Annotated in this window: 17 protein-coding genes; 5 read left to right on the top strand and 12 right to left on the bottom strand. The window is 44.6% G+C overall.

From position 1 onward, the window contains the following. The 7 genes from DOM22_RS00755 to lysC form a co-directional block, all read right to left on the bottom strand. Entirely contained in the window at positions 1–789 is a 789-nt protein-coding gene (locus DOM22_RS00755) for an ABC transporter permease (protein ID WP_142698561.1), read from the bottom strand. Next, positions 789–1715, bottom strand: coding sequence for an ABC transporter ATP-binding protein (locus tag DOM22_RS00750; RefSeq protein ID WP_142698560.1), 927 nt, complete (start codon positions 1713–1715; stop codon positions 789–791). Before DOM22_RS00750 ends, DOM22_RS00755 begins: the two co-directional genes overlap by 1 nt. Then, complete coding sequence (gene typA / locus DOM22_RS00745; RefSeq protein ID WP_210415661.1) at positions 1715–3529, bottom strand: translational GTPase TypA; 1815 nt, start codon at positions 3527–3529, stop codon at positions 1715–1717. Before typA ends, DOM22_RS00750 begins: the two co-directional genes overlap by 1 nt. A gap of 78 nt (positions 3530–3607) precedes the next feature. After that, on the bottom strand, positions 3608–4621 hold the full coding sequence (dusB, locus tag DOM22_RS00740; protein WP_142698559.1) for a tRNA dihydrouridine synthase DusB: 1014 nt from the start codon (positions 4619–4621) through the stop codon (positions 3608–3610). 74 nt (positions 4622–4695) lie between these two features. Continuing rightward, the gene (locus DOM22_RS00735; RefSeq protein WP_168196515.1) at positions 4696–6201 is read right to left on the bottom strand and encodes a methyl-accepting chemotaxis protein; all 1506 of its coding nucleotides are present in this window, start codon (positions 6199–6201) and stop codon (positions 4696–4698) included. Positions 6202–6311: 110 nt separating this feature from the next. Beyond that, entirely contained in the window at positions 6312–6911 is a 600-nt protein-coding gene (locus DOM22_RS00730) for a nitroreductase family protein (protein ID WP_142698557.1), read from the bottom strand. Next, on the bottom strand, positions 6908–8275 hold the full coding sequence (gene lysC / locus DOM22_RS00725) for a lysine-sensitive aspartokinase 3 (protein WP_142698556.1): 1368 nt from the start codon (positions 8273–8275) through the stop codon (positions 6908–6910). Before lysC ends, DOM22_RS00730 begins: the two co-directional genes overlap by 4 nt. 82 nt (positions 8276–8357) lie before the next feature. Between lysC and DOM22_RS00720 the strand changes: the two genes are divergently transcribed. Continuing rightward, the gene (locus DOM22_RS00720; RefSeq protein WP_142698555.1) at positions 8358–8855 is read left to right on the top strand and encodes a hypothetical protein; all 498 of its coding nucleotides are present in this window, start codon (positions 8358–8360) and stop codon (positions 8853–8855) included. 1 nt (position 8856) lies between these two features. Here the strand turns inward: DOM22_RS00720 and mltG are convergent, their stop codons facing one another. Genes mltG through DOM22_RS00695 form a run of 5 tightly spaced genes read right to left on the bottom strand, consistent with a single transcriptional unit; the run spans position 8857 to position 15247 of the window. Further along, positions 8857–9972 carry an endolytic transglycosylase MltG gene (gene mltG / locus DOM22_RS00715; RefSeq protein ID WP_142698554.1) on the bottom strand — a complete coding sequence of 372 codons (1116 nt, stop codon included), beginning with the start codon at positions 9970–9972 and terminating at the stop codon, positions 8857–8859. Beyond that, positions 9972–11489, bottom strand: coding sequence for a succinylglutamate-semialdehyde dehydrogenase (locus tag DOM22_RS00710; RefSeq protein ID WP_142698553.1), 1518 nt, complete (start codon positions 11487–11489; stop codon positions 9972–9974). The genes mltG and DOM22_RS00710 overlap by 1 nt, the downstream gene beginning before the upstream one ends. A gap of 3 nt (positions 11490–11492) precedes the next feature. Then, positions 11493–12521 carry an arginine N-succinyltransferase gene (locus DOM22_RS00705; RefSeq protein ID WP_142698552.1) on the bottom strand — a complete coding sequence of 343 codons (1029 nt, stop codon included), beginning with the start codon at positions 12519–12521 and terminating at the stop codon, positions 11493–11495. Further along, positions 12518–13870, bottom strand: coding sequence for a M20 family metallopeptidase (locus tag DOM22_RS00700; RefSeq protein ID WP_142698551.1), 1353 nt, complete (start codon positions 13868–13870; stop codon positions 12518–12520). Before DOM22_RS00700 ends, DOM22_RS00705 begins: the two co-directional genes overlap by 4 nt. Continuing rightward, a complete protein-coding gene (locus DOM22_RS00695) occupies positions 13871–15247 on the bottom strand; it encodes an aminotransferase class III-fold pyridoxal phosphate-dependent enzyme (protein WP_142698550.1) in 1377 nt (458 codons plus the stop codon). Between the two features lie 111 nt (positions 15248–15358). Between DOM22_RS00695 and DOM22_RS00690 the strand changes: the two genes are divergently transcribed. The 4 genes from DOM22_RS00690 (at position 15359) to hpt (ending at position 18204) form a co-directional block, all read left to right on the top strand. Then, positions 15359–16138: an SH3-like domain-containing protein gene (locus tag DOM22_RS00690; RefSeq protein WP_142698549.1), complete on the top strand. Its 780-nt coding sequence runs from the start codon at positions 15359–15361 to the stop codon at positions 16136–16138. Between the two features lie 88 nt (positions 16139–16226). Continuing rightward, positions 16227–16946 (top strand): outer membrane protein assembly factor BamD, encoded by a 720-nt coding sequence (locus DOM22_RS00685; protein WP_246845783.1) that lies wholly within the window; start codon positions 16227–16229, stop codon positions 16944–16946. After that, a complete protein-coding gene (locus tag DOM22_RS00680) occupies positions 16943–17668 on the top strand; it encodes a lipopolysaccharide assembly protein LapB (protein WP_246845782.1) in 726 nt (241 codons plus the stop codon). The genes DOM22_RS00685 and DOM22_RS00680 overlap by 4 nt, the downstream gene beginning before the upstream one ends. A 17-nt stretch (positions 17669–17685) precedes the next feature. Next, the gene (gene hpt / locus DOM22_RS00675) at positions 17686–18204 is read left to right on the top strand and encodes a hypoxanthine phosphoribosyltransferase (RefSeq protein ID WP_142698547.1); all 519 of its coding nucleotides are present in this window, start codon (positions 17686–17688) and stop codon (positions 18202–18204) included. Positions 18205–18249: the final 45 nt, after the last annotated feature.

Here is an 18249-nt window from a genome sequence, read left to right as displayed (position 1 = left end):
TTATTTCAGAAGTTTATTGCGAATGCGGTGGAACGAAATATTCATAAAGATCCACGTCAGCACCAGCAAGATCAAGATATGCACGGCGATTTTAACCACGTTGCCATCATGTAAAATCCCACGAACCGCTGCCACACCGTGGGTCAGCGGAAACAAATAAGCCAAATAGCGCATTCCTGACGGCAATTGTTCTAACGGAAAATAAGTTCCGCTTAACAAACTCATTGGAACAATCAAACCAGAAGTGGAATAAATAAAAGAATCATAGTTACGGGCAATCGAAGTAAAGATCATCCCGATACAAGAAAACAAAGCCGCAATCAAAAACAGCACCGGTAACGTCAGCAAGATTTTATAAGAATCAATCAGACCAAAGAATACGGCCACAATCGTGACACCGATCACACCAAAGAATCCTTTAGTCGCGGCCCACATCAACTCCCCCGCCACGATTTCTTCAGGACCCACACGGGTCAGCATGATCGTCGCATAAGTTTTTTGATGAGTAAGCTTGGTATAATTCCCGTAAGTTCCTTCAAAGAAAGATACCAACATCGCCGTCGTACACAAAAGTGCCGGAAAGAAATATTCGATATAGGACATACCGCCCATATTATTTACGAACGAGCCCAGACCAAATCCGATTGCCCCTAGGTAAATAACCGGTTCCAATACGATCCAGAACAAAGACACCATCATGGTCTTTTTAAAATACAGGAAATTACGCTGCCAAACTTTCAAGGCTCCATCATTGAACTTAGGAATTGAAAGAAGCTGCTTTAACTTCATTATTCGTCCCTCAACTGATGTCCCGCAAGTTTCAGGAACACATCATTCAATGTCGGTTTACGAATAAAGATTTTATCAGAGGCAATAAGGTCCACGACACGACGGCCTTCCTGATTTTCCTTAACCAGTACAGATACAGTGTCTTTGATAACTTGATAAGCAAAACCCTCGGCACGCAAACGGCCCAGGTAATAATTTAAATCCACGGGATTCGTGTCGAACTCGACCACTTCTTTACCGATCAGATCGCGGATCAAATCCTTAGGCTTACCGATCGTCAAAATTTTACCGCCATCGATGATCGCAACACGATCACACATCTGCTCGGCTTCTTCCATATAGTGAGTCGTCAGAACCAATGTGCTTTTTTCAGATTTTAAATGCTTAAAGAAATCCCAAATCCAGATACGTGCCTGCGGGTCCAGGCCCGTCGTAGGCTCATCCAAGAAAATCACTTCAGGAGAGTTGATCAAGCCACGCGCAATCGCCAAACGGCGCTTCATACCACCGCTTAACGTTTCCACGGAGCGATCTTGGTATTCTTCAAGCTTCATCAAACGCAACAATGCCTGAGCACGCAAATCGGCTTCTGCAGGGTTGATATTGTGATAGCTCGCGTAGACTGAGAGATTTTCAAGGACTGTAAAATCGGGATCAAGGCCGTCCTCTTGAGGAACAACACCGATTCTGGATTTGATTTCGCGGTAGTTCTTTTTGACGTTGAGCCCTAGTACATAGAGCTCCCCGCTTGTTACGAGGGCCGAGCAATACATCATCTTCATTGCTGTTGTTTTGCCAGCCCCGTTTGGACCTAAGAGACCGAAACATTCGCCCTTGTAAATCTCCAGATCTATTCCATCAACGGCGACTTTGTCGTCGTATTTTTTGGTTAAATCTTTGATTTCAATGGCGACGTTCGAGTTCATTATTCCTTCGCTGCTCTTGCACGTTTGTTTGGATCTGTTTCGCGGCAACGAAGACGGATGTTCTTCGGTGTCACCTCGATCAACTCAGAGTCTTTGATCCATTCCATTGCTTTTTCCAACGTCATTGGACGAACTGGAACTAGACGGATAGCTTCATCAGAACCCGAAGCACGTACGTTTGACAATTTCTTCTCGCGAGTGATGTTTACTTCTAGATCATTGTCCTTAGCATGCTCACCTACGATCATGCCTTCGTACACGTCTTGACCGTGAGTAACGTACATAATACCGCGCTCTTGAAGATTCCAGATAGCGAATGCTGTCGCTTGACCTTTACGGTCAGAAATCATCGCACCATTCATACGGTGTTCGATTTCGCCTTTGTAGCTTTCCCAGCCATTGAATTGTGTATTCAAAAGACCTGTACCGCGAGTGTCAGTTAAGAATTCAGAACGATAACCGATCAAACCACGTGACGGGATCAAGAACTCAAGACGAGTACGTCCTGAACCTTTTTGTACCATGTTTTGCATGACACCTTTACGTTTACCAAGTTTCTCAGTAACCGCACCAACATAAGAATCTTCGATATCGATAACCGCGATCTCCATTGGTTCCATTTTTTGACCGTTTTCTTCTTTGAAGATAACTGTCGGTTTAGAAACCAGAAGTTCGAAGTTTTCACGGCGCATTTGTTCGATCAAAACGCCCAATTGCAACTCACCACGACCGATAACTTTGAAAGCATCAGTGTTCGCAGTTTTTTCTACGCGGATCGCAACGTTGTACAAAAGTTCTCTCTCAAGACGCTCAAGGATCTTACGAGAAGTAACGTTCTTACCTTCCATACCTGCGAAAGGACCGTTATTTACCGAGAAAACCATTCCCACTGTCGGCTCATCAACGCGGATACGCGGAAGTGGACGAGGATCCAAAGCTGAAGTGATAGTATCACCGATAGTGAAGTCTTCCATACCCGCGATAACAACGATGTCACCTGCTCCAACTTCTTGAGCTGGAACTTGCGAGTTCACTTTGTATTGGTACAAAGCAGAGACTTTAACTTTTTTCTGAGCGTTTTCTTGAACACAAAGAACTTCGTCACCAACTTTGATTGTACCTGCACGCATACGACCGATCGCCAAACGACCTACGTAATCATTGTAAGAGATGTTAGATACCATTACTTGCAATGGAGCTTCTTCATCAATTTTTGGAGGAGGAACTAGGTTTACGATAGCATCGTAAAGAACTTCTAGAGTACCAGTGTTAACCGCTGGATCCAAAGTCGCCATACCTTCACGCGCGATCGCGTAAACAGTGTGGAAATCACATTGTTCTTCAGTAGCTTCAAGATCGATGAACAAATCGAAAAGTTCATTGTGAACTTCTTGGATACGAGCGTCGGAACGGTCGATCTTATTGATACAAACGATAACTTTCAAATTTTGCTCAAGGGCTTTTTTCAATACGAAACGTGTTTGTGGAAGTGGACCTTCAGAGGCGTCGCAAAGAAGGATACAGCCATCAACCATGTTCAAGATACGTTCAACTTCACCACCGAAGTCACTATGTCCCGGTGTATCGACGATGTTAACTTTGATATCTTTATAAACGAAAGAGGCATTTTTCGCCGCAATCGTGATACCACGTTCTCTTTCAAGATCCATGGAGTCCATCAAGCGTTCATCAACGTGCTCGTTGTCACGGAATGTACCGGCTTGTTTAATCAAATGGTCAACCAGAGTTGTTTTACCGTGGTCGACGTGCGCGATGATCGCGATATTTCTAATCTTCTTTGGATCTTGAATCATATTTAACCCTTCATTAAATTGAAACTTGTAAACTAAATCAAAAATTTAAATAAAACATTTCAGGATTTGGTTAGCACACTAACCATGGCCACCCATAAGGAACTCATCCTTAGACTGATCTTCTTGCTCAACAGAGCCGATACTAGCGAAAAATTCGTTAGCAAGGGTCATGATCTCTTCATTGCTTTTGGATTGGAAAAGATTCTTCCTGAATTGTGCCGCTCCAGGATACCCTGTCGAGAACCAAGCTGCAAACTTTCTCAACTGAATACCAGTGATGTGTTCATCACAATGCGCAACAACCTCATTTTTCAGGCTGTTAAACAAGCTAACATAGTCTCTTTTTACGTCTTTTACAGACTCGCCCCGCCATAAGGACAAGGCGTCCATAAAGATAAACGGATTTTTCAGACAACCACGACCGATCATTACACCATCACAGCCCGACTGCTCTAGTCTCAAAACGGCCTGTCTTGGTGTGAGGATGTCTCCGTTTCCAAGAATAGGCAGTTTCGCGTTGGCCTTAACTTCAGTGATAAAATCCCAATCCGCAAACCCAGAGTAACCTTGATTACGAGTGCGGCCGTGAATTGCGACCCACTCCATGCCTTCGTTGTATGCGATATTGCAAATTTCCGAAGCATTGCGAGTCGTGGAATCCCAACCGGTACGGATTTTAATCGTCACGGGAATTTTCACTGCGGCTTTAACTGCAGACAAAACCTTTTGCATTTGCACAGGGTCTTTCATCATCGCCGAACCTGCGCCCTTTTTTACGACTTTGGGAACAGGACAACCGAAATTCAAATCGATGAAATCACAACCGTCGGCCTCAGCGAACTGAGCACCACGCGCCAGGATTTCCGGGTCTTCACCAAAAAGTTGCACGCCGATGGGTCTTTGAGTTTCGTCAAAGCTCATCAGCTTCAATGTCTTTTCAGATTTATATTCAATGCCCGACGCACTCACAAGCTCAGTAACGACAACACTGGCGTCGAGCTTTTTCATGAATGTACGAAATGCGTGATCTGTGATCCCGGCCATAGGCGCAAGGACAAACGGATTCGTCTTAAGGGCGTGAAGTGGATTCATAAGGGATGCGGTATATCAAAAATGCGCCCAAAAAGGTACTTTTTGTTTTTAAAAAATGTCGTTATTTCATAGGTTTATGCCTTCAAAGCCAACCTATTCGATCTGAATAACATTTGGGGAGTCGCCCCCAAGGAATGCGACTCTTCCGCCCGTTTTACGAACCCATTTATAGTCACCTCTAATGAAAGAATCGTATCATTCATCGAGTCCGACTGATTGGCTAATTCTTCGGCCGCCGCCGCCGCCTCTTCAGATGTTGCGGCGTTCATCTGTGTCGCTTGATCGATTTGCAGCATCGCTTTATTCACTTGGCTTAGACCCTCTGACTGGCTGTCGAAAGTTCCTGCGATCTCAGAATTGAGAGTCGCCACTTTTTTCGCAGACTCGACAATGTTTTTCAGAGCCAAAACACTTTGATCAACTTGCTGGGATTTCTCAGAGATCTTATCGTTGCTTCCTTTGATCAAAGCCGAAATATCACTGGCAGCCGAGGCACTTTTTTGCGCAAGCTCTCGAACAGCTTCGGCAACCACAGCGAAACCTTTGCCCTGCTCACCAGCGCGTGCAGCTTCGACCGCTGCGTTCAGGGCAAGAACATTAATTTGAAAAGCGATGTCGTCTATCACATGAGTAATTTCTGTGATCTTAACCGAGTCTTCTGAAATTTCACGAATAGACATGCTCAGCTCGCGGATTTCATTTTCTCCTGACAAAGCCGCCCGACAAGTGCCCTCAGCTAACGCCGCTGCCTCATGTGTATTTTTTAAAGTCGAGCCGAGCATTTCATTCACTTTTTCAAGAGTGCCAACGGCCTCCTCTAATGAATTGGCTTGCTCGCTAGCCGCCTGGGCTAACTCTTCTGAAGACGATGCAATCTGATGAGATGCCAGGGCGACGTTACGCGAATTATCTGAAAGATTTGAAATCAACAGACTGATAGATTTTTTCAAACGAGTTAAAACCAGAACGGAAATAAGAATACTTAAAGCTCCGACTAAAGAGCTCACCATCACGATCAGAGAGTGCGATATGTTGTAATCTGCACGAACCGTATCTGCGGCTTTACTCATTTTTACGCGGTTAAACTGCGCCAGCTTATCCGAATAGTCCAAAATTTCATCTCTGATTTTATGACCCTTGCCTTGAAACAGCTCTACGGCTTTCGCATCGTTACTGGCTGCCGCGTGTTCGCGAACTTCTTGGGAAAGCTGCAACCAGGTTTTATAGGTCTCTTCAAATAATTTCAAAGTCTGCGCATCTTCAGTTAGATGATATTCTCTGTAAGCTGAAATTTCTTGAACCAACTCTTCTTCAGTCTTTTTGATTTCAGAGGAGATTTCGGACATTTCCGCTGGGGTATTCGCTAGAATATAGGTCTGTTGTAAATAAAGTTGTTTGTACAAAGAAGCACGAAGCTCGTTTGCAATTTCAACTTTGACGGCAGTCTCACTGACAATGTCATCGACCTCACGATCAAATGACTCAAGCTTAGTGATCCCGATAAAGGCGATGACAGCGCTTCCGGCAATCAACACACCCACGACTGACCAAACTTTTGCATACAGACTGAAACTCTTCACAACATTCCCCCGATTTAACAATTGTAAATTCATCGGAGGAAGGAGCGGTTTTCTGTAAACAATTCTACTTTATGTACCCATTTTAGTTTAGGTATCCTGACAATACTGCCTTAACTCAACCAGAAAACTCGGCCTTCGGTTTGTCGAGGAGCCTTGGGAGGATTGTGATCAGGGTATCCAATTACGACTCCACAAAGAAGTTCCAGCTCGCCTCGTTGGTATTCCGGAAGTTTATCCACACCCAGAAACTTATCCACTTCTTCTTTTATTTCTAGTGGTGCTCCCATCGTGCAACAGCCTAGTCCTTCCACTAGGCAGGCAAGATTCAAATTTTCCACAGCCATATAAACGGAACCGATACTTGTGTGATAACGTTCTTCTGAATCATTATGAGAATAAGCGAAAACCAAAACTGGAGCGTCCCCTAAGGTAAAAAAGAAACGTTCGGTGAACGCATATAAAGACGGTTTCAAACGTTGCTGAAGAACATCTTTGATTCCTAGCCAGGATTTTTGAGAATACTGTATGTATTCATCACGCTTTTTTCCAGTAACGACAAAAAAACGCCAGTTCTGACGATTTTTTCCCGATGGGGCCTCCATGGCCGCCGCTAGAAGACGATCTAAAACTTCCTTAGGAACTGCATCGGGTTTGAATTTTCGAATGGATTTTCTAGAGGATAAAAGCTGGTAGAAATCTTCTTTGATCATGCAAGCTCCACAAACTTTTTATGTAGGCGTTGGATCGTTTCTGTTCCCTGTTCTTCGTTCACCAAAAAGCAGAAGTTGTGCTTACTTGCTCCAAGGCAAATCATACGTACGTTGATATCAGAAATCGTATCAAAGATGTCTTTACCCAGGCCCGAAGTGTGATTGATATTATTTCCAATCAACGACACCAGACTTAAATTTTCTTCGACCTGGACGTCTGCAATTTCAGAAAGATCAGCTATTAATTTCTTATTCAACAACGTCGAGTCATCCAACGTCACACTCACTGAAATTTCAGAAGTCGTGATCGCATCAATACTGACTTTATGATCATTGAAGATTTTAAAAATCTGGAACAAGAAACCATGGGCGTGAAGCATCTCAGGGGTAGATAATGTTACCAAAATCTGTTTTTTACGAAGCGCCATCGCACGAATCAAAGGATGGTGTTCGACTTCTTTGCGAACCCAGGTGCCCTTGGCTTCAACATCAAAGCTTGATCCCACGAAGACAGGAATGTTCTTACGAATTGCTGGAAGCAATGTCGCTGGATGCAAAACTTTTGCTCCGAATGTTGCAAGCTCAGAAGCTTCCTTAAAAGAAATTTCAGCTATAGGTTTCGCCTTTGCACACAAGCGAGGATCCGTTGTCGCTATTCCCGCCACATCTGTCCAAATTTCCAGAACGTCAGCCGCAATTCCTTCCGCCAAAATCGCAGCGGAGTAATCACTACCTCCACGACCTAACGTCGTTGTCATCCCTTCCTCAGTGCTGCCAATATAGCCTTGAGTAACCACGACCGTCTTCATATCGCGAATTTTCGACAAATGACGCTGGCAATGGCTCGCCACCACTGTGGTTAGTGGCTTCGCCTTTCCAAATGAATCATCCGTTTTCAAAACATCCCGTGCATCCAAAAGCTGAGCTGATTTTGCCGAGCCCTGATTCTTTAACACCGTTGCCATGGCATCAGTGAATAGCACCGAAGACATACGCTCCCCTAGGCTCATCAATGCATCCATGGCTTTAACAGAGCAATCTCTTAGCAAATGTACACCCTTGGCTAGGGATTGCATTTCTTCGAACAAGATTTCCAGCTTTTTAGAGGATTCACTGTTGGAATTCAGGTCAGATGCGATTTTTCTGTGACGGGCTTTCATTTTCACTAAAAGAGCTTCGCACTCGGGCCAGTGGCCTTTTTCTGCCTGAGCTCCCAGGCTGATTAGGTCATTGGTGGTTCCTGAAGTGGCAGAAACCACGACCATGCTGGAATTTTGTCGAAAAGCGACTTCGGCGCTTCGGAGCATGCACTCTGCATCTCCCATGGAGGTTCCACCGAATTTTGAAACGATAAGCTTAGCCATCAAACCCTCCGCAGTAAGAATCTCCAAGATCTTAAGTCTTTTCTTGTTTTTACTTCAATGACTTTATGGCAAACTTTTTTCTATGACTTCCAAAACAGATTCTACTTTCACTAAAAAAGAAATCATCCTGATGGTCAGTTTGGCCATTGTCGCAATGGTTGTGACCACAATTGCGGTAATTCCAAATCTGCGTACGTCAGTGAAGGATCTTTTCTCCCCTGAAAGTCGCGTGGTCATTGCAAAAGTAAGCGGTTCGTTAACTCAGCAGGGCCCCAAAGTCACGGTTCTGAAAATTCAAAGCAAGAACTTCCTAGAGCTTGAAGTCTATAACCTGGAAGCAGCCGATGGCATGACCCTTATGGCAAAAATTCCATTAGCAGAGTCACGAGACGGATATTTTTCTTTAAAAGGAAATTCTACGAATCTGGCTTTGACCGATGTTGATGGTGACGGGACTTCAGAAATCGTGGCACCGACATTTGATGATCAAATGGTGCCAAGACTAAATATCTTTAAATACAACTCGACGACTCATGGTTTTGATAAAGTGAGCTCACCCGAAGAAAACGTAACGAAGTAGATTACTTCGTTACTTTCTTTGCTCCCGTCCCTGCCCCGACTTCTTTTTCGCCAGCAGGACGATTCTTAAGGTCTCTCCAAGACTTACCTTCGCGAGCTTTTGCATTCACCTGGAAGCGTTTAACTGCCGCCTCGTGGGCCTGATAGTTTTCTGAAAACACATGCGTACCATCATTTTGACTTACAAAGAATAGATATTCCGTCTTCGCAGGATTCATCGCAGCTAGCAGGGCTTCACGACCCGGATTTGCGATAGGACCTGGAGGCAGACCGGAAATCACATAAGTATTATAGCGAGTCGGCGTCGACAGATCAGCACGAGTGATATTGATCACGATTTTACCTAAAGTTTCAGCTTTGCCGTAAATGATCGTCGGATCCGTCTGTAACTTCATGTTTTTTTGGATACGATTATGAAAGACCGAGGAAATACGAGGACGTTCTTCCGGAGCACCCGTCTCTTTTTCCACAATACTTGCCAACGTCACGATCTGATGACGACTCCAACCCTGCAAATGAGATTGCGGCTGGATTTCGTTGTACACGTACAAGAATCTTTTCACCATCGCCTGCAGAAGTCCCTTGGTATCTGTGAACTTCGTTAGCATGTAAGTTTCTGGAAATAGGTAACCCTCTAAGCTTTCCTGCTTTTCACCCAAAACAGACTGAATAAAAGCGGGATCGCGCACCAGGCGCATAAATTCAGCAGCTGTTCCGAAGCCTTCTTTTTCATAAAGGTCTGAAATTTCGTAGATACTTAGACCTTCACTGACCGTAAAGGCACGTGCAATGCTTTTTCCAGATGTAATCACATCCAGAACTTCATTCGGAGTCATATTGGTTCTTAATAAATACTCGCCCACTTTCACTTTCGAACGTTCGTTTTTAAAACGCGCGTACATAGAAAAAAAGAAAGCATTACGGACCAAGCCCTTGTTCTCAAGATCTTTGGCGATAGTGTTAAATGCCTTACCCGGCACAACTTCATAAACCACATCTTGGGCCACGCTACTTGGAGCCGTACTGGCGTATTGGTAGCCTAAAAAACCTACACACACGCCAACTGCGACCACTAAAGCAACAAATGCACTAACAAGAACAACTACTGTTTTTTTCATTACTTCATATCCAAATTCATACCTGGAAGAATCTTAGTTGGATCAAATGGAGTTGGATCCTCAAGGCTTGCCACAGGCACTGTGCAATACTGAATCGCATAGTGAGCTGAAGCTCTGTCGTTACCAGATTTACCCATACCACCAAATGGCAGACGAGAACTTGCACCATTCGTTGTACGATTCCAATTTAGCAAGCCCACACGCGCTTTAAACAAAGCATCTTCGTAAAGCTCTTTGTTTTTAGAGAACAACGCCATGACCAAGCCATAGCCCGTGGAATTAACGATTTCCATCGCATGATTCCAGTCGCCAGTCGTGTAAATCGCCACGTTAGGTCCAAAGATCTCTGATTTTTGATATACAGAGTTCGGATCAAACTTTTTCACCAAGTGAATCGAAGGCGTCACATAGTAACCTTTGTTCTTTAGATCCAAAGATTTACCACGCATCAAGCTTTCACAGTTTTCACGATTCGCGATTTCCTGGAAGCGGATGTATTTTTCCACAGACGCCGACGTAATCAATGGGCCCATGAATGTATTTTCAGTCCAGTGGCCAATCGAAAGTTTTTTAGCGGCTTGATAGAATCTTTCCGTAAACTCATCCGCAATTTTTGGATGAACGATGATTCGGCTTGTGCAAGAGCAACGTTGACCCGCAGTCATATACGCACCCACCAGCGATTCATAAACCGCTTTATCCATGTCCGCATCTTCCCAAACCACTGTCGCATTCTTACCGCCCATTTCAAGAGCAAGAATTTTCCAATAGTGATTCAAAGTCTCTTGTTTGATTTTCAAACCGACTTCGTAAGAACCGGTGAACAGGACGCCATCCACGTGTTCATTTGCCACCAAGCGACCACCACCAGCTCCATCACCCTGAACCATATTGAATACGCCAGGAGGGAACTGAGCCTTTTCAAACATCTCTGCCATGAATTGACCCACAGCCGGCGTTTGTTCGGAAGGTTTAAAAACAACCGTGTTTCCCACAATCAATGCCGGAATGATATGACCATTTGGCAAATGCGCTGGAAAGTTGAAAGGACCGACAACAGCCATCACCCCACGCGAGCGATGACGGATAACCCCCTCCACTTGTGGCAAAGCATTTGGAATTCTTTCATCAGCAACCAGCTTTGTTGAGTGATTCAATGTGATATCGATCTTTGCACCCAAAGCTTTCGCTTCAGTCATCGCTTCCCACGCGGGTTTACCAGTATCGCGTGAAATAATCTGCGCAAACTGTTCTGCATGAGAATCAAACATCTCTTTCAGGCGCAGCAGATAAGTTTTTCTTTCGTCCATCGAAAGTGTCGCCCATTTGGGATAGGCTTTTTTTGCTGCGACACAAGCTTCGTCCATGTGGTCATGCTTAAATGGCACCGTCATGATCAGGTCATTCAAATCAGCAGGGCTTAAGTTTTTAACTTCACCATCGCCTTTAGTAACCGGAATGAAACGACCGTTGATAAAATCACCTTTGTAATTGATCGGAAAAATGGTGGTGCTCATGTGTTAACTTCCTCTGTTGTAGTGAAAGGGGGCTGCAAAAACTTCTTCGCCAACTTCCACGCCTAAAATTTGCAGCGCTTTTGCGGGAAGATTCACTTCACCGTCCCGAATATCCACAGAACACATCGTGGCTCTGAATTCGTCCCCGGTGGTGGCAACTAAATACTGTTCTTTAAAGGTACAATCTTTTCCATTCGCAACTATCAAGCGTTTACCCTGTCTAATGGGTAAAATATCCGCTGTTTGTGCACCATAGTGAGGTCCGCCATCAAATGGATCGACCTCATCCAGGTAATTAAATCCGATACTTTCCAAAAGATGTTGCGCCGGTTTCGTCGCCTCACCTACACGACCTAAAACCAAGCGCGCCTTGGAATCCAAAAGGGCCATATAAATATCGTCTTGGGGGAACAGACTTTCGATAAACTCTTTATGCGACTGACTTAAAGCATCCGCTTCCTGATAAGGCAAACCAGTGAATCGACGACCCAAGGCCTCCCAGAATTCACTTCGACCTTCATCCGTCAGGGGCGGCGTCAGTTCACACAAAACGCGCTCTTCGAACTTGTCAGGATGAATCGCCATATACAAGAAACGGGAAAGACTGATTTGCTTACCTAATTTTTCCGGACGACGGCGATAGGATCTATCGACAAGAAGTCCTCCGATTTCAGTTGGACCGTCAAAATCCAGCTGGAAGCGCAATACTTGATGGATGAACCCGATTCCCAAATCCTGGGAAAAGTGATCGCGTTTTATAATTTTGAAATAACTGTGCGGCACTTCATCGTTGCCATGCTTGGCAAGGATCAATGAGCTTCCCACAATTTGTTTCTCTTCAATGTCTTCAACTACAAATAGATATTCGGCTTTAGTTTTAACCAGTTTATCTGCGAAAGACTGCTCACTTCGATCAATCTTTTCACTTAAAACTTTTTTATCACCCGGCAGATTCAGCAAATTAAATTGTTTTGCTAAATCAACCAACTGGTTCAAATCGTCGTGCCGAACAGGTCTTATCAGAAAACTCATAAGCAAAACCTTTCGATGACTTTCTTATAAAATTCAGTGGCCTTATACAAATCCTCAATGGCCACATGTTCCTGAGGAGTGTGAACGTTACCTTCTCGCTTGCCCGGACCGAAACAAGCACACTCGACACCAATGCGCGAAAAAATACTCGCTTCATTTGTCGACGGTTGTGTCGTCGGCTCGGCCTTTAAACCCAACGCACGCAATTCATCCAGACAACCTTTAACCAGAATAGAATTTACTTCTGTGCGGAATGGTTTTTTATAATCATTCACGCTGAAGACCGCGCCGTTTTGTTCACAAAGACTGCGCAGCTGCTCCATCCATTTCTCATAAATCTCATGAGTAATGATAGGTGGCAGTCTGCAGCTTCCCGAGATCTGCACGTCATTTTCATTCGTGCGCACCAAACCGATGTTCAAAGTCGGCGTACTTGGGAAGAACTCTTTGTCTTCATATTTTAAAAACTCTTTTTCCAATTCCTTTAAACCGCGATAAATATTCGCAAGCTTGGTTGCAATCGGAGTTTTTACAGTCGAGATCATATCGATCTCTAAAAATGCATTACTCGGAACTGTATTAAAATTGATGCCGCCATCAATTTCCATGATGTTCACCGTATCTGGAAGCATCGTTAAATACTCCAGCATTTTCGTGATCGCACTTTCGCCCAAATGAGGCATGGAAGAGTGCGCAGCCTTACCTCTGAAAAGTTTCGACTGTGTTGACGTACTTTCGCGAAGATTGTGTTCGTCGCGATAGCGAATTTCCTCTTCCGAAAAAGGAACTCTGATCTCCACAGTCGCAAAACCTTTGGCAGCGTTAACTAATTGCAGGTCACTGGGCTCACCAATCAAAGCCATCTTTGCGGCGACCTTGTTTTTACGAATCAATTTGAGCGCACCCTGCATTCCTGTCTCTTCACCAAACGTACCCACCAAAACCGGTGGCAAGCGCCAGTTACGAGATCCTGCGAAGGAAGCCATGGCTTCAAGCTTGCACAGGAAATCAAGTTTTACGTCGGCTGTACCTAAACCGTAAATCTTACCATCAATAATGTGAGCATCGTAGGGATTGCTCCCCGTTTCAGTCCACAATGCAAAGGGCCCTGGGTCTGCCGTATCCAAATGCGTTTGCAGCAGGAACTCTGCACCCGGACGCTCTAATAAAGATGCCGGGCGAGCGATGATATTGATCTGCTCCAAGTCCCCGACAACTTCCACTTGTTCTTCAACGATCAGTCCGCGCTGACGACAAAATGCAGCCGCCCAACGCGCCAACTCTTTGTTACCATGAGCGGGGGTGCTGTCGATAGCTATGAACTGACGGCAAGACTCAACGAAATCCAATTACACCCCTTCAAGAAGCGTTTTTTCGATCACCTTCAATGCGATATCAATGTCTTGATCTTGAATAATTGCCGGGATCAAGAAACGCGCACGTACTGGATCTTTACCGCACGGGAATGCAATAACGCCGTTCGCATATAGCTTATTTAAGAAAGCATTTACGTTGTCTTTCTTACCGTCATGCGGAGTGAAAGCTACCATCAAGCCCATACCACCTGCATCAGTCGCAATGCCTTTGCAAGTTGTGTCGTTCATTTTGTTGATGCCATCGATAAAGCGCTTGTGAATTTGTTGGATGCGACCTTGAGGACCCAAGAAGCCTTCAGAAAGCATGTTCAACATTTCAACACCAGCAGCCAGACAAGGAGAAGCGCCAGAGAAAGTACCAGCGATCAAACCTGGTTTTGGGTTGTACTCTTCAGTGTAAAGAGTCGCGCCAATTTGTGCTGTCTTTGCGATTGTGCAAATGTCGATGTATTGACCCAAGCCCAATGTTTCAAACGCAAAGTATTCACCCGTGCGAGTGAACGTTTGAACTTCGTCAGCCCATACTGCGATATTTTTAGATTTACAGTATTCCAAAAGTGGAACGAAGAACTCACGCGGAGCCGCTTGGTAACCGCCCTCACCCAGCATTGGCTCAAAGCCGAATGCACAGATATTGCCTTCGTGTTTTGCCACGTGTTCTTTCATCGCAGCTAATGCTTTTTCGCCAGACTTAGGATCGCGTTTATCATAGAACGGAACGCGCAATACTTCGTGGTATTCCGGCAAACCTTGTTTATAAGCTGGATTGTCCGTTACTTCTGCCATCATCGTTGAACGACCTGCGAAGGCATCTTTGAATGACATAATAAACCGAGCCGGAGAATTTTTTTGACGAGAAATTTTAACCGCGTTTTCATTCGCCATAGTTCCGCAAGTCGCGATCCATGCATACTTCAAACGTGAATTTTTAGAAGCGATTTGAACCAGCTTCTCTGTAAACAAGCGATATTCATTGTTCGGCTGCAAATTCCCTTGATTCAAAATGTCAGCAAGAGAACCACGCACCGCAGCTGTCATCACGCGAGGATGTGCGTGACCCATCAAGTGAATCCCGATGCCGTTGATCAAATCAAGTTTTACGCTGCCGTCTTCAAGCTCAACGTAAGGACCACGTCCTGCGCCTGAACCCATGTATTGGTAATGCAATGGACGACCACGCAACAATCCAGTTTGTTCAATTTTTTGCTTTCCAGCTTCTTTGTTTGCGTCTTGCGGGGCACGAATGCCTTCAAGAGATGAATTTAATTTTGTAACTTCACCGACAAGATCTTTGATCAAAGAATTTACTTTTTCGGATTGCTGAATCTGATGGCCTACAAGAGAGCTCATAATACCTTTCGCGGAGATATAAAATCCTTCATCTCCATGTTATTTGAAATGCCCGTCCAGTTTACTCTTCGCTCTGGACTAAGACAAGACACCCAGCTAAACTTCGAGACTATGACAACGCGACTCATTGTGTTCTTTTTTACTCTTGTTTTGCCCACTTTAGCTTGGACTCAAGACGCCGATTTTGCTGCGCTCTTTAAGCAAGGAACTCAGCATTACACAGCAAAAGAGTACGAGCAGTCCCGTGACGCATTCGCCAAAGCCCTTGAGCAGGATCCTCATAACGCAACTACACTCACAAACTTGGCTTTAGCCCAGTTTCAATTGGGTAAAAAACCACTGGCGATCGGTTTATTTCGAAAAGCGCTCAATAGCGACCCCGAGTTAACACCAGCCCGAGCTGGACTAAAGTTTGCGTTAACGCAAATGGAAATCAAAGAAATCCCTCATCAAATCGAAACTTATGAGAGCGTTCGCGCAAAACTTTTAGCGCCAGTTTCTGTGATTGCTTATCTGATCATGACGGCTCTTTTCCTCTTCGCAGCGGGATGGATTTTGATTGGATTTATGGGGCAGCGGCGTCGCGCTTTGGCAGAAGAAAAAGCTCTGCCGGGCTTCCCGATGATTGGAACTTTCCTGGCATTGTGCTTCCTGGTTTCACTCACACTTTTGAGCTTAAAAATGTATGACCAATCCATCGTTCGCGCGACAGTTGTGGATGACAAAGTGTCCCTGCAATCTGCTCCGGGCGACAACCAAGTGGCCCTTTTGGATTTGTATGGTGGCATGGAAGTTATTGTTCAAAATGAAAACAATGACTGGGTCCAAGTCACATATCCTGGCTCAATCACGGGTTGGGTGAAAAAATCTGCTGTTCTTCGTACCAATTGACTCTGATAGCAGTGCGCCATGAGTCGCTTCATTGACAGTGGGTTCTGGACCAAAATATGATAACGGCATGCTAAAAACGCTCCGAGTCATGACACTTATTTGCGCATCAGGATTTTTACTTTCTGCATGCTCCACAATGGAAAAAAACTCTGACACTCCAGACGGTGCCTTCGCTATTGCTGAGGAATTCGATAAGGGAGAACGTTACGAGGAAGCGATCCGTCGTTATACCGAAGTTAAAAACAAATTCCCTTACAGCAACTTTGCGACGAAAGCAGAACTTGCAATCGCAGATGTTTACTATAAGCAGGAATCTTTCGCTGAAGCTCAAGTGGCGTATCAAATGTTCAAAGAACTTCATCCGACAGTTCCAAACTCTGACTATGTTCAATTCCGTTTGGGGATGAGCTACTATAATCAGCTGCCATCTTCTATCGACCGCGATTTAACTTTGGCGAATGATACTATTATCAATCTTAGCGATTTGATTAAGAAATATCCGAACTCTGAGTACGTGGCGGAAGCCAAAGAAAAGCGTTCTGCAACAATCAAAATGCTGGCCGAAAAAGAAGATTATATCGGTAACTTCTATTTCATCCGCGAGATCTATGACAGCGCTTTGAAACGCTATGAAGGTCTTTACTCGAACTATAAAAACTTGGGTTTTGATGCTCGCGCACTTTCACGCATTGTAATTTCTGCGAAAAAGATCGGTGACGATCCAAAAGCAAATAAATATATGGCGATCCTTTCCAGCGATTTCCCTGGCAGCTCTGAATTAAAACAGGCTGAAAAGGAGATGAAGTGATCTCTTCTCTTCAAGACGATATGATCTCTGAAGCCCGTGGATATTTTATCAACGGGAACTACAAAATGGCTGAACCCATTTTGAATCAAATGCTTCTGCAAAACACTCGCAATCCCGAGGTTTATCAGATGCTGGCGACGATTGCTTATGACAAAGGCCAATTCAGCAAAGCGATTAAAACTTTTAAGCGCGCTTTGGAAATTGATCCTACTTACACTGACGCCAGCGTGGGGTTGTCGATCATTCTGAATGATCTGGGTAAATACGACGAAGGCAAACAGGTTTTCCTGGATGCACAGGCCCAGTTGGATAAAAAGTCCGGCAAACAAGATCCATTCGTTGATGAAAAACTTGCTTCTAAACACGAGGAATTGGCTGACTTGTACTATCAATACAAGCGCTACAACGAAGCTTTGGAACAACTTTTAAAGGCGCAGAAGCTGTCCAGCCGCAAGGCAGAGATCACTTTGCGTATCGCTGAAGTTAACGTACAGTTAAATCAAACGGAAAGAGCCATCAAAGATTTGAAAGGCCTTATCCGCGAGTACCCGCACCTAATTCCAGCTCGCCTAAAGCTTGGGGCAATCTACTACAACTCAAACAACATTGCTGAAGCCACTGAACAGTGGGAGAATATCCTTATTCGGGACCCACAACACCCCGAAGCTCTTCGTTATCTGAAGATGGCGCAAGCAGCAGGCATTACATCAATTGATTTGTAAAATCAGAGGCGCAGAACATGGCACAACTTAAAGAACAAATGGTTCCCTTCATCACTAAAGAAGAAATCGCAGAGCTAGTTTCTGAACTGGCTTCACAAATTGAAAGCGATTACGAAGGGAAAGAAATTATCTTTATCTGCCCTTTGCGCGGTTCCATGCACTTAACAGCGGACTTGATGAGAAAAGTAGATCTTCCTCAGCAGGTTGATTTCGTTTACGTGCAAGCAGTTGAGCGCGGTGGCGCGATTAAAATCGTTAAAGATATTTCCGTGAACATCGCTGGCAAACACGTATTGATCGTTGAAGAAATCATCGATACAGGCCGCACTTTGAGCTTCCTAAGAAGCCGTCTGTTCGCGTCTGCTCCCGCATCTTTAAAAATCGTGACATTGCTTGATAAACCAGCCCGTCGTGAACTACCTATCAGAGCTGACTACATTGGCAAAACAATCGATGATCGTTACGTAATTGGATACGGAATGGATTCAGAGGAAATCGGAAGAAATTATCCTGATATCTATAATATGAAAAACTAGTCGGGTCTTAAGATACGACGACGTTAACTACAAAGAATATAACGA

The organism is Bdellovibrio sp. ZAP7 (assembly GCF_006874645.1).
Taxonomy (GTDB): domain Bacteria; phylum Bdellovibrionota; class Bdellovibrionia; order Bdellovibrionales; family Bdellovibrionaceae; genus Bdellovibrio.
The sequence above is the reverse complement of the archived record's forward strand: the minus strand, read 5'-3'. Positions and strand labels throughout refer to the sequence as shown.

Bases quoted from the DNA above. Each gene is read 5' to 3' on its own strand.
- DOM22_RS00705 (WP_142698552.1), bottom strand. From the start codon at position 12,521: ATGAGTTTTCTGATAAGACCTGTTCGGCACGACGATTTGAACCAGTTG.
- DOM22_RS00750 (WP_142698560.1), bottom strand. From the start codon at position 1,715: ATGAACTCGAACGTCGCCATTGAAATCAAAGATTTAACCAAAAAATAC.
- DOM22_RS00730 (WP_142698557.1), bottom strand. From the start codon at position 6,911: ATGATCAAAGAAGATTTCTACCAGCTTTTATCCTCTAGAAAATCCATT.
- lysC (WP_142698556.1), bottom strand. From the start codon at position 8,275: ATGGCTAAGCTTATCGTTTCAAAATTCGGTGGAACCTCCATGGGAGAT.
- DOM22_RS00720 (WP_142698555.1), top strand. From the start codon at position 8,358: ATGACTTCCAAAACAGATTCTACTTTCACTAAAAAAGAAATCATCCTG.
- mltG (WP_142698554.1), bottom strand. From the start codon at position 9,972: ATGAAAAAAACAGTAGTTGTTCTTGTTAGTGCATTTGTTGCTTTAGTG.
- DOM22_RS00755 (WP_142698561.1), bottom strand. From the start codon at position 789: ATGAAGTTAAAGCAGCTTCTTTCAATTCCTAAGTTCAATGATGGAGCC.
- DOM22_RS00695 (WP_142698550.1), bottom strand. From the start codon at position 15,247: ATGAGCTCTCTTGTAGGCCATCAGATTCAGCAATCCGAAAAAGTAAAT.
- dusB (WP_142698559.1), bottom strand. From the start codon at position 4,621: ATGAATCCACTTCACGCCCTTAAGACGAATCCGTTTGTCCTTGCGCCT.
- DOM22_RS00685 (WP_246845783.1), top strand. From the start codon at position 16,227: ATGACACTTATTTGCGCATCAGGATTTTTACTTTCTGCATGCTCCACA.
- DOM22_RS00710 (WP_142698553.1), bottom strand. From the start codon at position 11,489: ATGAGCACCACCATTTTTCCGATCAATTACAAAGGTGATTTTATCAAC.
- DOM22_RS00690 (WP_142698549.1), top strand. From the start codon at position 15,359: ATGACAACGCGACTCATTGTGTTCTTTTTTACTCTTGTTTTGCCCACT.
- hpt (WP_142698547.1), top strand. From the start codon at position 17,686: ATGGCACAACTTAAAGAACAAATGGTTCCCTTCATCACTAAAGAAGAA.
- typA (WP_210415661.1), bottom strand. From the start codon at position 3,529: ATGATTCAAGATCCAAAGAAGATTAGAAATATCGCGATCATCGCGCAC.